The sequence below is a fragment of the Nocardia asteroides genome (genome assembly GCF_021183625.1).
Lineage (GTDB): Bacteria > Actinomycetota > Actinomycetes > Mycobacteriales > Mycobacteriaceae > Nocardia > Nocardia asteroides_A.
This window is the reverse complement of record NZ_CP089214.1, coordinates 3,812,857-3,827,288: the sequence shown is the minus strand read 5'-3', so window position 1 is coordinate 3,827,288 and position 14,432 is coordinate 3,812,857. Positions and strand designations below refer to the sequence as shown.

The following is a 14,432-nucleotide window of genomic DNA, read 5'->3' as shown; positions in this document are numbered from 1 at the left end:
TGGGTATTTCAGAGCGTCGCCCGCAGACCGGGGCGGCGAAGGGTCAGCGCGCGGGCGGTGCGCGATCCGCGGTGCCGCGCAAGCGCGCGGCCGGACGACATCCGCGCGGCCCCTGCGTCGCTACAGTGACCCCATGCCGGGAGACGACCGCACCGCGACGGTGCCGACCCTGCTGCGCTGCTGCGCCGCACTGGCCGCGACCCCGGGGCGGCTGCTCCGCCCCCGCAAACCGGACACCGCGCTGCTGGCCGCGCTGCGAATCGCCGACCCGCCGCCCGCGCGGGCGACCGTCGCGCTGACCGTGCTCACCCAGGCCACCATGCACGCCCCGACCACCATCGTCGCCGAGGGCACCCGCGAACTCGGCCGGATGACGCTGGTCATGGGCAGTTTCCTGGTCGAGCACCCGAAGGCGCGGTTCCTGATCGACCCGGCGCTCTGCTCCGGCGTACACGAGCGGGTGCTGCCCGAGCTGCCCTTCCCGGTGCCGCTGCTGGTCGCCCCGGAGCGGCCGGTGCTCGGCCTGGCCGACGCGCTGGCGGCGCGGGACGTCGCGGTGGACTCGATCGAGTTCGTGCTCCCCACCCACCTGCACTGGGACCACGTCTCCGGGCTGCTCGAGCTGCCCGATCGGGTGCCGGTGCGGTTGCCCGCGGTGGAGCGGGACTGGGCGCTGGCCGGTCCGCGCGCTCCGATCGGCGTCGCCCGCGGCCCACTGCGGAATCGCACCACCGAGCCCCTCGAGCTGGACGGCCCGCCGGTCTTCGGCTTCCCGCGCAGCCACGACCTCTTCGGCGACGGTTCAGTGCTGCTGCTCGACCTGCACGGCCACACCCCGGGCAGCGTCGGCGTCCTGCTCGCGGTGGACGACGGCACCCGGGTGCTGCTCGCCGGCGACGCGGTCTGGAGCAAACTCCAGGTCGACACGCTGCGCGAGAAGGCCCCCATGCCGGGCCGGCTCTTCGACGCCGACCGGGATGCCGCCTTCGCCACCATCCACCGCCTGCACGCGCTCCCCGACGGTATCGAGCTCATCGCCGCCCACGACCACGCCGCCGTCACGGCCCGCGCCGCGCGAAACCCCCGGCGCTGACGCGCTGCCCGCACACCCCGCCCCTCGAACCCGTTCGGTCCGGTCGCGCTCGGCGCGGAGGCCGCTCCGCCGGGCGGCATCCGATCGCGCGGTGCCGAGGAACTCGCGCGGTGCCGGAGCGAATGCGGGTACCGCACAGGGACAGTGGCTCGCCGCCCCTGCGCGGCACCCAGGTCGCCACCGCTTTTCGCCGTTCGCGGCGGCGACGTCCTAGCGGGCGACGAGCCCGGCGAGCTGCCCGGTGATGAGCTCCTCCGCCTCGCGCACCATGCGCTCGACGAGCACCGCGCAGGTGGGGATGTCCTCGATCAACCCCTGGGCCAGGCCGGTGGACCAGATGCCCGCGTCCAGGTCGCCCTCCTCGAACACCTTGCGGCCGCGCGCGCCGGAGACCAGTTCGCGCACGTCCTCGAAGGTGCCGCCCGCCTTCTCGATCTCAACGACCTTGCGGCTGATGGCGTTGTCCGCGACCCGCGCGGTGTTGCCGAGGGTGCGGAAGATGAGCTGGGTGTCGCGCTCGGAGTTGGCGACGATCTGCTCCTTGACCTGCTGAGCGATGGACGACTCGGCGGTGCAGAGGAAGCGGGTGCCCATGTTCACCCCGTCGGCGCCGAGCGCGAGCGCGGCGACCAGCCCGCGGGCGTCCGCGATGCCGCCGGAGGCGATCACCGGGATGTCCAGCACCCTTGTCGCGGCCGGGATCAGGACCAGCCCGGGGACGTCGTCCTCACCGGGGTGCCCGGCACACTCGAAGCCGTCGATGCTGACGCCGTCGACGCCGATCTTCTGCGCCTTCAGCGCGTGCCGGACGCTGGTGCACTTGTGCAGCACCTTCACCCCGGCCTCGCGGTAGGCGGGCAGGAAGGGCTCGGGGTTGCTCCCCGCGGTCTCGACGATCTTGATGCCGCTCTCGATGATCGCCCGCGCGTACTCCGCGTACGGCGGCGGGTTGATCGAGGGCAGGATGGTGAGGTTGACCCCGAACGGCTTGTCCGTGAGCTCCCGCGTCCGCTCGATCTCCTTGCGCAGGTCGTCGGGGGTTGGCTGGGTCAGCGCGGTGATGAAGCCGAGGCCGCCCGCGTTCGCGACGGCCGCGACGAGCTCGGCCCGGCCGACCCACATCATGCCGCCCTGCACGATCGGGTGTTCCACGCCGAATGTCTCGGTGAACCTGGTCCGCAGCATTGCGCTCTCTCCTCGTGTTCGCGCGGGCGTGCCGGAATTCGCCCGGACCCGACGATCGTGACACGTCGATCCACCCGCCTACAACCCACAAGTGAGCCGAGATTCGCAAACCGCTTCCACGATCGTCCGGGACGAGCGCTCGAAGGCGGCGGAAAAACAGCAGTTCTAGGTCGTTACTGAGAGAAATCACCCGAATTCGTCTCCTGAACGAGGATTCCCATAGCGATCTGTTGCCGAGCGCAAAAGTTAGTTGATATTCTGGCCCGGAAATCTGCCGCCAGTGGTGTGGGTCACTCAGGGCCCGGCCGGGTGGCGGTTCGAGAGGAGTTCGTGGGATGACCACAGGTGCACAGGCGCTGGACGAGCCGATCCGCTCGCGTCGCAACCACTGGAACAACCAGCTCGCGACGCACGCGCAGATGCGGCCGGACGCGGTGGCGCTCCGGTTCAAGGGCGCCGACACCACCTGGCGGCAGCTGCACGAGCGCTCGGGCAGGTTCGCGGACGCGCTCGCCCGCCGCGGCGTCGGCTTCGGCGACCGGGTGCTCATCCTGGCGCTGAACTACCCCGAGTACCTGGAGGCGGTGTTCGGCATCAACGCGCTCGGCGCCATCGCGGTGCCGGTGAACTTCCGGCTCACCCCGCCCGAGGTCGCCTACATCGTCAGCGACAGCGGCGCCAAGGCCGTCGTCACCGACAGTGTGCTGCAGCCGCTCGCCGTCGCGGTGCGCGCGCAGGCGCCCGGGCTGGAGTCGGTGTTCGTGATCAACGGCGCCTCCGGTGACGGCGTGATCGACTTCGCCGACGCGCTCGCCGAGGAGGGCGAAGCGCACACGCCGCGCGACATCCCCGAGGACACCCCCTCGCTGATCATGTACACCTCGGGCACCACCGGCAGCCCGAAGGGCGCGGTGCTCTCCTACGCGAACATGAACGCGCAGGCGCTGACCTGTATCCGCGCGCTCTCCTCGACCCCGGACACGGTCGGCTTCTGCACCTCGCCGCTGTTCCACATCGCCGGCCTCGGCAGCCTCGCGCCCGCCTTCCTGCTCGGCTCCAAGACCGTGCTGCACCCGCTCGGCGCCTTCGACCCGGTCGAGTTCCTGGACGCGGTCGAGGCCGAGGGCGCGACCACCGCGTTCTGCGTCCCCGCGCAGTGGCAGGCGATCTGCGCGGTGCCGGACGTCAAGGAGCGCAAGACCGCGCTCGAGGTGCTGAGCTGGGGCGCCGCCCCGGCCTCGAACAGCGTGCTGGAGGCGATGGCGGAGTGCTTCCCGAACGCCTCCAACGTCGCGGTCTTCGGGCAGACCGAGATGTCGCCGATCACCTGCGTGCTGGAGGGCAGGGACGCGCTGCGCAAGCTCGGGTCGGTGGGCAAGCCCATCCCGACCATCCAGACCCGCGTGGTAGACGACGAGATGAACGACGTCGCCCCCGGCGAGGTCGGCGAGATCGTCTACCGCGGCCCGACCCTCATGCAGGGCTATTGGAACAAGCCCGAGGCCACCGCGGACGCCTTCGCCGGCGGCTGGTTCCACTCCGGTGACCTGGTCAAGCAGGACGAAGAAGGCTTCGTCTGGGTGGTCGACCGCAAGAAGGACATGATCATCTCGGGCGGCGAGAACATCTACTGCGCCGAGGTGGAGAACGTGCTCTTCGCGCACCCGAAGATCCGCGAGGCCGCGGTGATCGGGCGCACGCACGAGAAGTGGGGCGAGGTGCCGGTCGCGGTGGTCGCGCTGCACGACGCGGATGCCGAGCTCACGCTGGCGGAGCTGGAGCCGTTCCTGAACGAGAGCCTGGCGCGGTACAAGCACCCGAAGGACCTGGTCGTGGTCGCGGAGTTGCCGCGCAATGCCAGCGGCAAGGTCGTGAAGGTGCAGTTGCGGAAAGACTTCTCGTCCTGATCTTGTTCCGGTGCCCGGCGGAATCCGGCGGGCACCGGGCAGGCCGATCGTGGAACAATCGGGGGCGGCCCGTCGCACGCGCGGGGGGCCGACGGCGATCGGCAGGTTGAAAAGGAATGACAGAGGCGGGGGAGCGCTGGTTCGGCGAGTATCGGCTCGACCGTGAAGTCGGTCGAGGCGGGATGGGGCGGGTCTGGAAGGCCTGGCACGCACCGACCGAGCGGTTCGTCGCGCTCAAACTCCTCCCCGCCGCTGCCGCCGACGACGAGGAGTACCGCCGCCGCTTCGAGCGGGAGGCGCGGGTCGCGGCCCGGCTCAGCGACCCGCACGTCGTCGCCATCCACTCCTTCGGCCGGGTCGGCGACCAGCTCTACATCGACATGGCGCTGATCGACGGCGACGATCTCGCCGCGCTGCTCATCGACGGCGGGCGGATGGCGCCGGAGCGGGCGGTGCGCCTGCTCGGCCAGGTCGCCTCGGCGGTGGACGCCGCGCACGCCGCCGGCCTCGTGCACCGCGACATCAAGCCGGGCAATGTGCTGGTCAGCCGCAACGACTTCGCCTACCTCATCGACTTCGGCATCGCCAGGCCGCGGGACGGGACCGTCCTCACCACCGGCAGCGTCGCCATCGGCACCATCGCCTACATGGCGCCGGAGCGCTTCGACGGCGAGGCGACGGCGCGCAGCGACATCTACTCGCTCGGCTGCGTGCTGGTCGAATGCCTCACCGGGCGCAGGGCGTTTCCCGGGGACAGCCACGCCGAGCAGATCAACGCGCACCTCAACCACGCACCGCCGCGGCCGAGCACGCTCGTCGCCGACGTGCCGCCCGCCCTGGATCGGGTGATCGCGAAGGCGCTGGCCAAGAAGCCGGAGGAGCGGTTCGGCAGTGCCGGGGAGTTCGCGCTTGCGGCCTGGGCCGCGCTGGAGGCGGCTGCGGATTTCGTCTCCGAGCCGGTCGCTGTGCCGGTGTCTGTTGCGCCCTCGCCGGTGTCGGCGGAGTCCGGGGCCGAGCGGTTGGTGGTGCGCGGGGTCGCGACGCCGGTGCTCGGGGCGGCGGACGAGACGGAGTCGCCCGCGCGCGCGTCGAAGCTCGAGGCCGGTCTCGTGAAAACGCCCGCGCTCCCGGCCGCGGACAGTGACTCTGCCGAATCCGCACCGGTAGCCGTGGATTCCGCTGTCGCGGAGACGCCCGGACTCGCGCATGAGCCGGTGCAGTCGACGGCGGTAGCGGAGCCGGCGGCGGGAGTGCAGTCGGCGAGGGGAGTGCAGCCGACGGCGGGAGCGCAGCCGGCGATGGGAGTGCAACCGGCGATGGGGGTGCAGCCGACGGCGGGAGTGCAGCCGGCGGCGGGAGCCGATGGCGTCTCGAACCCCGCCGGCGAGGAGGTGCCCGCGCTTGCGGACGATGCGCTGCCTCCCGCCCTGCCTGTGGCCGGTGAGGCGAGTTCCCCTGCCGCGAAGGCGGTACCGCCCGCTGTTGTGGACGGAGCCGACCCCCTCGCGAAGCCAGCGGAGGATGCTGCGGCGGACTCGCAGCCGCGGTCGGAGCCGCCGATCGCGGGTGCGCCGACCCCCGTTCTGCCCGAACCCGATTCGGCGCCACCCGTCGGGCGTGGCCGGGTGACCCTGCGCGACCCGATCCTCATCGCGCCGAAACCGGCACGGCCGAAAACGCTTCCGGTCCGGGCGGCGGCCGTGGTGCTCGGCGTGCTCGGCGCCGGGGTGCTGACCACGACCCTCCTGCTCGCCGCTCCGGACGGTCCGAGTGAAGAGGCGGGCACCGCACCGACCTCGGTGATCGGCCCCGCCGGCACCTCGCCCGGTCAGCAACTGCCCGGCGTAGCCGCTCCACCCGCCGACCCGGCGCCCGCCTCGGGCGCACCGATCGCGGTGGAGGTGCCCGGCGCCCGCACCGAACCCGTGCTCGCCCCGCCGCCCGCGGGCGAGGTGCCCGCACCCGCGCCGCCGGTGGACGCCGCCCGCCCGCCCCTGCCGTCGGTGCCGGTCGGCGCGCCGATCACCAGCGTGCCGCAGCCGCAGCCGACCACCGTCCCGCAGCCGACGACGACGGTCCCGGTCACCACTCCGCAGCCCACCACCGAGCCGCCGACGACGACGCCGTCGACCACCACCCCCGCCACCACGACGGCAACCGAGCCGACCTCCACCCAGCCGAGTCTCCCCACTCAGCCCGCCGCTGCCCCCATCGAGCCCGCCCCAGGGCCGAGTCTCCCCACTCAGCCCGCCGCGGCCCCCATCGAGCCCGCCTCCGGGCCGAGTCTCCCCACCCAGCCCGCGGCGGCCCCTATCGAGCCAGCCCCCGCCCCCGTCGCCGAACCCGGCGCCCCGGCCCCCACCTCCGCGACACCCGCGGGCACCCCTGCCGAACCCGGAACCTCCACGTCCGCACCGGTGACCGATCCCACCCCATCCGCGACGACCACCGACCCCAAGCCCACCCGGGCGAAAACCCTGTGAGCGCGACCCGCTGGTTCGGCGACTACCGCCTCGACTCCGTGATCGGCCGCGGCGGAATGGGCCAGGTCTGGCGCGCCTTCCACCAGCCGACCCAGCGGTTCATCGCGCTCAAGCTGCTACCCGCCGAACTCGCGGACGACGAGGAGTTCCGCCGCCGCTTCGAGCGGGAGGCGCGGGTGGCGGCGCGGCTGCACAATCCGCACCTGGTGGCGATCCACTCGTTCGGTCGCGTCGGCGACCAGCTCTACATCGATATGGCGCTGGTCGAGGGCGTGGACGTGAGCGCCCTGCTGCGCGAGCGCGGCCCGATGCCGCCGGTGCGCGCGGTGGAGCTGCTGGCGCAGATCGGCGCCGCGGTGGACGGCGCGCACGCGGCCGGGCTGGTGCACCGCGACATCAAGCCGGGCAATATCCTCATCGACCGCACCGGCTTCGCCTACCTGATCGATTTCGGCATCGCCAAGCCGGACGACGAAACCGGGCTGACCAGCACCGGCGCCTCGCTCGGCACGATCGCGTACATGGCGCCGGAGCGGTTCGAGGGCGTCGCGGGCCCGCCCGCCGACATCTACGCACTCGGCTGCGTGCTGGCCGAGTGCATTCTGGGCGGCAAGATCTTCGCGGGTGAGAGCGTCGCCGAGCAGATCTTCGGCCACCTCTACAAACCCCCGCCGCGCCTCGGCGAGCTGCGCCCCGGCGTCCCGCCCGCCCTGGACGACGTCCTGGCCCGCGCCCTCGCCAAGGACCCGGCGGAACGCTTCGGCACCGCCACCGAATTCGTCGACGCCGCGCGCCGCGCGCTCACCGATCCGGCCGCCTGGAACCACGGCACCGCCGCGACCTTCGCGCCCGCCGCCGTCAACTGGTCGACCGGCAACGAGCACCGGATCGCGACCACTCTCCCGCCCTCGGGCCACGCCGACACCGCACCCCGCACCCCGCCCGCGGGCCACGACCAGCGCTACGCCGCCACCGCCTACCGCACGACCCCGCCACCGGCCGGTTTCGATCACGGCACCACCAAGGGCGTCCCCGGCCCAGCACCCCGGAGAACCGGCCGCCGCAACGCCCTCCTCGCCGTGACCGCGATACTGCTGGTCTTCGCGATCGCCGCCGGTGTCACCCTCGCCCTCCGCAACGGCGGCTCCGTCGGCGACGTCACCGTGACGACCGACACCACGACCGAGGAGACCACCGTCCCCACCGAGGACGAGCCGACCGAGACCACCGACCCGACCGGCTCGATCCCCGCCCTCCCCGACCGCTTCGCGGGCAGCTGGAAGGGCCGCATCACCGACGGCCTCGCCGCCCTCGACATCGAGCTGACCCTGCGCTCGGGCCAGATCGGCGAGGAGGTCGGCGAGGCGAGCAACACCGGCGTGATCTTCAGCCAGACCTGCGAGCGCGCCGAAACGCTGCTGGCCGCGAGCGAGACCGAGGTCTCGCTGCGCGCCCGGCTCACCGGCGGCCCCGCCGACTGCACCGACAACGGCAGCGTCTCGACCATCACCGCCAACCCCGACGGCAGCATCGGCTACAGCTTCCCCGGCCCCCTCGGCACCACGCTGAAGGGAACGCTGAAACCCGCCTAGATCTTGTTCTGCGCGCTCAACCGGCGCATGATCGGCCATCCGCAGAACACCGGCAACCAGCAGGTCAGTACCCGGTAGAGCAGCACCGACGGCACCGCGACCTCGGCGGGCAGCCCGAACGCGGCCAGCCCGCCGATCAGCGCCGCCTCCACCGCCCCGACCCCGCCCGGCGTCGGCGCCGCCGAGGCCAGCGTGCCGCCGATCATGGTCACGATGGTGACGGTGATGAAGGTCGTACCACCGCCGAACGCCTGCACCGACGCCCACAGCGCCCCGGCCTGGCCGAGCGTGATGGCGCCGCAGCCGACCACGATGGTCGCCGAGCGCTTCGGGTCGCGGGCGAGCGCGACCAGCTCGCCGAGCACCTCCTGCAGCTGCGGCCGCACCGAGTCGTTCAGCCACCCGCGCAGTTTCGGCACGAAGGTGAAGGTCCCGACGATCCCGACGCCGACCCCGGCGATCAGGTAGAGCACGGTCGCGTCCGGCACGAAGTGCGACAGGTCGGCGGAGGTCCCGGCCGCCACGCTGAAGAACAGCAGCAGGGTGATGTGCGTCAGCACCTGCACCGCCTGCTGCAGCGCGACGGCCGCGGTGGCGCGCACCGCCCCGAGCCCGCCCTTCTGCAGGTACCGCACGCTCAGCGCGAGTCCGCCGATCCGGGCCGGGGTGGTGGTCGCGGCGAAGGTGTTCGCGATCTGCATGACGATCAGCCCCCACAGGCTGATCCCGCGCGAGGCGCAGGCCCAGAGCGCCACCGCGGCGCCGACGTAGGTGAGCGAGGAGATGGCGAGCCCGAGCAGCGCCCACCACCAGTTGGCGGTGCGCAGCTGGGTGAAGAAGGTCGGCACCGCGCTGATGAACGGGTAGGCCACGTAGACCAGCCCGACCAGCAGCACCAGCTGGATGATCTGGTTGCGGCTGAACCGGGTGATCTGCTCGGCCTCGATCCGGTCCTGCCCGGTCTGCTTGCGCACCTCGGAGCGCGCCTCGCCGAGCCGGTCGCTCCAGTCCGGCACCGAGCGCCGCATGCCGGGTGGCAGCGCGAACTTGGTGAGCCGGCGGGAGGCGTCGAGCACCGCCTGCTCGCCGAGCGCCTCGATGGCCGTGCGCACCGCGGGCTCCCTGCCGAAGAGCGAGGTGGTGGTCACCAGCAGCTGCGCGATGTCGGACTGCAGCTGGGTGTCGCTTGCGCCGTACTCGGCGCTGGCGAAGCCGCCGAACAGCACCACCCCTTCGCGCACCCGGATCTCGCTCGGCCGCAGGTCACCGTGGGCGATCTGGTGCTCGCGCAGGGTGCCGAGCGCCGCCCAGACCGCGGGCAGGATATCGGCGTCGGACTCGGCGAGCGGCCTGCCGTGCGGCACCGAGTGCGCGTACAGCGACCAGCCGCGGGCCAGCCCGCTCACCGCGATCGGCTCGTGCGCGGCCACCCCGGCGTCGCGCACCACCAGCGCGAGCAGCCCGCGGTGCTCGACCGCGCGGTGCATGGAGCCGTACGGCGACGGCGTCTCGCTGCTGCGGAAGGTGAGCCTGCGCCAGAGCTGGCGCAGCGCGCTGTGGCTGCGCTGGTTCTTGCCGTAGAGGTCGACGATCAGCTCGCGCTCGGCGCCGTCCACCGCGGCGGCCAGCACCAGCGGTCCGGGCCCGGCCGGGCGGAGCACGGTGAACGCGGTGACCGTTCGCCCGCGCCCGGCCAGCAGCCGCACCGCGGCGTCCAGCGGAACCTCGAGCGCGGGCGTGCCGACCGCGAGCACGATCACCGCGCCGACCAGCCACCCCACCGCCAGCCCGAACATGGCGCGAGCGGGCACGACGGTGCTCACCACCAGGTGGATCGGAGCGAAGGCGAGCAGCAGGAACCACATGAAGCGGCGGACCCGGGTCGGCAGCCACGGGCTGGAGACGGTGAGCACAGCGGCCGCGCCCGCGATCCAGCGCGGGTCGTCCAGGAACTGGGAGAGGAAGGTGTCGAGGCGGTCCGGCACCTGCAGGTGCCACTGCGGCGCGGAGAGCCCGGTGCCGGTGATGGAGAGCAGCAGCCCGGCCACCAGCCCGGCCGCCGCGTACCCGGCCATCAGCTTCCACTGCCGCCGCCAGACCAGCTCGATCAGGATCGCGAAGGGCAGGATCAGGATGGCGACGCCGTAGCAGAGGTAGACCAGATTGGACTGGGCCGGATTCAGGAAGCCGATGATGTTGGAGACCGAGCGCTCCAGCGCCAGCCACTCCGGCCGGGTGATCACCGAGCCGACCACGACCACCCCGACGCCGAGCGCCGCGAGCACCACGCGAATGATATCGCTGGTCCGCCTGGTCAGCGGCGGCAGCAGGCTGCCGGTGACCGGAATTTCCCGCCCGTCGACTCGCATGGCGTATCGGTACTTTCGGATCGTCTCTCGGGACGCGGGGCCGCGTGCTCCCCGGCGCACGATACATACCAGCACACGGGGGGAGCGCCGGGTACGCGGCGGTCCGGTGTGGCCGGTCGGTCTGCGTGTCGGTGCGCACCCGGTGCTGAGACATCGTGTCTCAGACGACTCGCCCGATTATCCGGTTCGCTCGATCGAAGAGCGTGGCTGCCTGCCCTGCCGCCTGCGTTCTCGCACGAGCGCCAGCTCGACGGGGCCCTGCAGCCTGCCCGGCGCGTCCTCCGGCTCGCCCGGCTCCGCCGTCCCGTAGGCGATGGCGTCCAGGTGCGGGAACCAGCGCGCGATCTCATCCCGGTAGGAGGTCTCCGCCTCCAGCTGGCAGAGCGCGCCGACCGCGGTGAGGACCGCGCGCGCGAACGGCGTCATGGAGACCGGCATGGTCAGCTGCCGCACGATGTTCGAGAGCCGCGGATTCGTCACCCGCAGCACGTGTTTGCGCAGCCAGGGGTTGCTGAGCCGGTAGGTGTCGTGGCGCAGCGGCTCCATGCAGGGCGAGACCACTTTGTAGAGCGCGCCGTCGTCGATCGCCCGATCCGGCTCCGCGAAGCCGTGTCTGCGGGCAGTGCTGCCGAGTTCGTCGGGGCCGCCGCGGAAGAGCGCGCGGGTGTAGTCCTCGGCCAGCGCGTCGAAGCCGTCCGGCGGCCACGGCAGGCAGGCGCCGAAGTCGAGCACGCCGAGCCTGCCGTCCGGCAGCAGCCGGAAGTTGCCCGGGTGCGGGTCGGTGTAGAGCAGCCCGCTGCGCAGCCAGGTCGAGGCCATGAAGCGGACAAGCAGCGTGCCGACCCGGTCGCGCTGCTCCCTGCTGCCGCGCTCGACGATGGCCGGAACCGGTGTGCCCTCCAGCCATTCGGTCACCAGCACGTCGCCGCGCTGCGCGATCACCCGCGGGACGCGGAGGTCGGGGTCGTCGGCGTAGGCGGCGGCGAAGGTGCGCTGGCTCTCGGCCTCGGCCGCGAAATCCAGCTCCCGCTCGACGCAGTCGCAGATCGCCTCGGTCACCCCGAGCACGTCGGCGCTCGGCAGGAAGACCTTGGCGAGTGTGCTGAGCCTGCGCAGCTGCCTGAGGTCGGCGGCGACCGCGGCCCGCCCGCCCGGGTACATGAGCTTCACCGCGACCGGCGTCCCGTCCTGCCAGATCCCGCGGTGCACCTGCCCGATCGAGGCCGCGCAGGCCCGCCGGTCGTCGAAATCCAGGAAGCGCGAGCGCCACTCGGGGCCGAGGCTCTCGGCCATGACCGCGCGCACCACCGTCGGCAGCATGACCGGGCCGGAGTCCTGCAGCCTGGCGAGCGCGATCCGGTACGGCTCGGCGATCTCCGGCGGCAGCGCCAGCTCGTAGATGGCGAGCAGCTGGCCGAGTTTCGCCGCGCAGCCCTTGAGTTCGCCGAGCACCTCGAAGATGTGCTGCGCGGTGCGCAGCCGGATGTCCCGGTCGACCTCGTCGGCCGGGCGCCCGATCGCCTTGCGCCCCAGCCCCGCCGCCTGCCTGCCCGCGTAGGCGACCGGCAGCGCCGCGATTCGCGCCCCGCGCACCGCCGAGCGCACCGGCAACCGCCCCGCACCCCGGCCCTGAGCACCGCCGAAACCCGCTGTCGGCCCCGCTGTTCGGCGGAATCGGCGCACCCGCTCACCACCGGCGTCGGCGCCGGGAGTGCTCGTGCCCCCGCGTTCGGTCATGAGTCACCTCACATTGTGCGATGCTCAGTTTCGCACACGTGCGAACGAACCTCGCAGGCCTTAGACTGTCTGGGACGTGACACGCGCCACAGATGAGAGGTTGTCGAAGAAATGGGTTCCCAAACGGTTGTCGCCGATGTCGCCGACGAACTGGCGCGGCGGGTGGCAGCGGGGGAATACGGCCCTGGCGAACTCATGCCCTCGGTGCGGCAGGTGGCCGAGGAGTTCTCGATGAACCGGGCTACCGCCCAGCTCACCCTGGGCCGGCTGGAGTCCTACGGCTTCGTCGAGGCCCGCCGCGGCAAGGGCTTCACCATCCGCGACGTGCGCGAGGCCGGCGGCCTCGACGTCTACCGGCACCTCTTCCGCTTCTCCGTGCCGATGCCCGAGGTCGCGGTGGAGATGTTCCACGACATCGTCGAGGTCGAGCGCGGCATCGTGATGGACGCGCTGCTCGCCTACACCGGCTGCCGCGACCGGCTCGACCCGGCCGAGCTGAAGGCCACCGTCGACGAGCTGGAATCGCTTGCCAGGCAGGACGAGCCGGACCACAACCGAATCCTCGGGCTCGAGGTCGGGCTGGTGCGCAGGCTGCTCTCCGTGCTCGGCTCCAGCATGCAGCGCGCCGTGCTGAACTCGATCGGCGAGATGGTGCTCGAGGTGCCGCTCGCGGTGCAGGCCTACTTCGCCGGCGCCGCCGACCTGCACGTACTGGTCTGGCGCGCGCTGCTCGCGGTCTGGGACTCCGGCTCGGAGCCGTCCGAGGCCCAGCTCGCGCTCTTCGAGGATCTCTTCGGGATGTACCACGACAAGGTGGTCACCCGCTTCGAGGAGCTGCTGCTCGGCCCCGCCGAGGAGAGCGCGCCCCGGGCCGCTACCGCCTGACCCGGGGACGCCCTGCCGCCTCAGCCGTTCAGCTTGGTGAGCCGGTCGCAGGCCTCGACGTACTCCTGGATCAGCCGGTTCACCGCGTCGGCGGAGCGCTCGATCTTGTTGAGCTGGCCGACCACCTGGCCGACCGGGTTGAAGTTCACGTCCTTGGCCGCCTCGGGGTAGCGGTGCCCCCGCTTCACGCCGTCCAGAGCCACCATCATCTGCAGCGGCATGGGCAGCGGGTCCGGGGTGTCGGCGCTCTCCCAGGCCTCGGTCCAGTCGTTCTTGAGCATCCGGGCCGGCTTGCCGGTCCAGGCGCGCGAGCGCACGGTGTCGTGGCTGGTGGCGTCGAGGTAGCTCTGCATCTGCGCGGGCGGCACATTGGCCTCCTCGACGGTGAGCCAGATCGAGCCGGTCCAGGCGCCCGCGGCGCCCATCGCCATGGCCGCGGCCACCTGGCGGCCGTTGCCGATGCCACCGGCGGCCAGCACCGGCAGGTCGCCGACGGCGTCGATCACCTGCGGCCAGAGCACCAGCGAGGAGACCTCGCCGCAGTGCCCGCCGCCCTCGGTGCCCTGGCAGACCACGAAGTCGAGCCCGGCGTTCTTGTGGTTCAGCGCGTGCTTGACCGAGCCGCAGAGCGCGCCGATGAGCCGGCCCGAGCTCTGCACCTGCTCGATCACGTCGTCGGGCGGGGTGCCGAGCGCGTTCGCGACCAGCTTGGCCTTGGGGTGCTTGAGGATCACCTCGACCTGCGGGCCCGCGGTGGTCGCGGTCCAACCGAGCAGCTGCGCGTGCTGCTCGCCCTCGGGCAGCGCGGGAACGCCGTGGTCGGCGAGCAGCTTCTCCGCGAAGTCGCGGTGGCCCTGCGGGACCAGCTGCACCAGCTGGGCCTCCAGCTCCTCGGGGCTCAGCCCCTCGATGCCCTTGCCCTCGTACTTGGACGGGATCACCAGGTCGACGCCGTAGACGCCGTTGACGTGCTCGTCCAGCCAGGCCAGCTCGACCTCCAGCTGCTCGGCGGTGAAGCCGACCGCGCCGAGCACACCGAGGCCACCGGCATTGCTCACGGCGGCGGCGACATCGCGGCAGTGCGTGAAGGCGAAGATCGGGAACTCGATTCCCAGCCGATCACAGATCTCGGTGCGCATGGCCTGCTCGTCTCCCTGTAGCACTCGTGAAACGGGTTGCAA

General features: G+C 72.3%; 9 protein-coding genes. 5 read left to right on the top strand and 4 right to left on the bottom strand.

Features of this window, described 5'->3' with window-relative positions; translation table 11 throughout:
• Nucleotides 1–133 precede the first annotated feature (133 nt).
• A complete protein-coding gene (locus LTT61_RS18205) occupies nucleotides 134–1,093 on the top strand; it encodes an MBL fold metallo-hydrolase (RefSeq protein ID WP_233015300.1) in 960 nt (319 codons plus the stop codon).
• A 210-nt stretch (nucleotides 1,094–1,303) separates the two neighbouring features.
• Here LTT61_RS18205 and LTT61_RS18200 read toward each other — a convergent pair whose 3' ends face one another.
• A complete protein-coding gene (locus tag LTT61_RS18200; protein WP_233015299.1) occupies nucleotides 1,304–2,278 on the bottom strand; it encodes an NAD(P)H-dependent flavin oxidoreductase in 975 nt (324 codons plus the stop codon).
• Nucleotides 2,279–2,613: 335 nt separating this feature from the next.
• Between LTT61_RS18200 and fadD5 the strand changes: the two genes are divergently transcribed.
• The 3 genes from fadD5 (at nucleotide 2,614) to LTT61_RS18185 (ending at nucleotide 8,260) form a co-directional block, all read left to right on the top strand.
• Nucleotides 2,614–4,185, top strand: coding sequence for a fatty-acid--CoA ligase FadD5 (gene fadD5 / locus LTT61_RS18195; RefSeq protein ID WP_233015298.1), 1,572 nt, complete (start codon nucleotides 2,614–2,616; stop codon nucleotides 4,183–4,185).
• A 116-nt stretch (nucleotides 4,186–4,301) separates the two neighbouring features.
• A complete protein-coding gene (locus tag LTT61_RS18190) occupies nucleotides 4,302–6,668 on the top strand; it encodes a serine/threonine protein kinase (RefSeq protein WP_233015297.1) in 2,367 nt (788 codons plus the stop codon).
• Nucleotides 6,665–8,260 carry a serine/threonine-protein kinase gene (locus LTT61_RS18185; RefSeq protein ID WP_233015296.1) on the top strand — a complete coding sequence of 532 codons (1,596 nt, stop codon included), beginning with the start codon at nucleotides 6,665–6,667 and terminating at the stop codon, nucleotides 8,258–8,260. Before LTT61_RS18190 ends, LTT61_RS18185 begins: the two co-directional genes overlap by 4 nt.
• Here LTT61_RS18185 and LTT61_RS18180 read toward each other — a convergent pair.
• Both LTT61_RS18180 and LTT61_RS18175 read right to left on the bottom strand, forming a co-directional pair.
• Nucleotides 8,257–10,629, bottom strand: coding sequence for a lysylphosphatidylglycerol synthase transmembrane domain-containing protein (locus tag LTT61_RS18180; RefSeq protein ID WP_233015295.1), 2,373 nt, complete (start codon nucleotides 10,627–10,629; stop codon nucleotides 8,257–8,259). The genes LTT61_RS18185 and LTT61_RS18180 overlap by 4 nt on opposite strands.
• Nucleotides 10,630–10,806: 177 nt before the next feature.
• Entirely contained in the window at nucleotides 10,807–12,366 is a 1,560-nt protein-coding gene (locus LTT61_RS18175; RefSeq protein WP_233015294.1) for an ABC1 kinase family protein, read from the bottom strand.
• Between the two features lie 111 nt (nucleotides 12,367–12,477).
• Between LTT61_RS18175 and LTT61_RS18170 the strand changes: the two genes are divergently transcribed.
• Nucleotides 12,478–13,251, top strand: a complete 774-nt coding sequence (locus LTT61_RS18170; protein WP_233015293.1) for a GntR family transcriptional regulator — start codon at nucleotides 12,478–12,480, stop codon at nucleotides 13,249–13,251.
• Between the two features lie 20 nt (nucleotides 13,252–13,271).
• On the opposite strand, the gene LTT61_RS18165 is transcribed toward LTT61_RS18170, so the two are convergent.
• Entirely contained in the window at nucleotides 13,272–14,390 is a 1,119-nt protein-coding gene (locus LTT61_RS18165) for a nitronate monooxygenase (protein ID WP_233015292.1), read from the bottom strand.
• Nucleotides 14,391–14,432: the final 42 nt, after the last annotated feature.

What these genes read in the sequence shown, in the direction of transcription:
- LTT61_RS18205 (WP_233015300.1), top strand. Translation starts at nt 134, where the DNA reads ATGCCGGGAGACGACCGCACCGCGACGGTGCCGACCCTGCTGCGCTGC.
- LTT61_RS18200 (WP_233015299.1), bottom strand. Translation starts at nt 2,278, where the DNA reads ATGCTGCGGACCAGGTTCACCGAGACATTCGGCGTGGAACACCCGATC.
- fadD5 (WP_233015298.1), top strand. Translation starts at nt 2,614, where the DNA reads ATGACCACAGGTGCACAGGCGCTGGACGAGCCGATCCGCTCGCGTCGC.
- LTT61_RS18190 (WP_233015297.1), top strand. Translation starts at nt 4,302, where the DNA reads ATGACAGAGGCGGGGGAGCGCTGGTTCGGCGAGTATCGGCTCGACCGT.
- LTT61_RS18180 (WP_233015295.1), bottom strand. Translation starts at nt 10,629, where the DNA reads ATGCGAGTCGACGGGCGGGAAATTCCGGTCACCGGCAGCCTGCTGCCG.
- LTT61_RS18175 (WP_233015294.1), bottom strand. Translation starts at nt 12,366, where the DNA reads ATGACCGAACGCGGGGGCACGAGCACTCCCGGCGCCGACGCCGGTGGT.
- LTT61_RS18170 (WP_233015293.1), top strand. Translation starts at nt 12,478, where the DNA reads ATGGGTTCCCAAACGGTTGTCGCCGATGTCGCCGACGAACTGGCGCGG.
- LTT61_RS18165 (WP_233015292.1), bottom strand. Translation starts at nt 14,390, where the DNA reads ATGCGCACCGAGATCTGTGATCGGCTGGGAATCGAGTTCCCGATCTTC.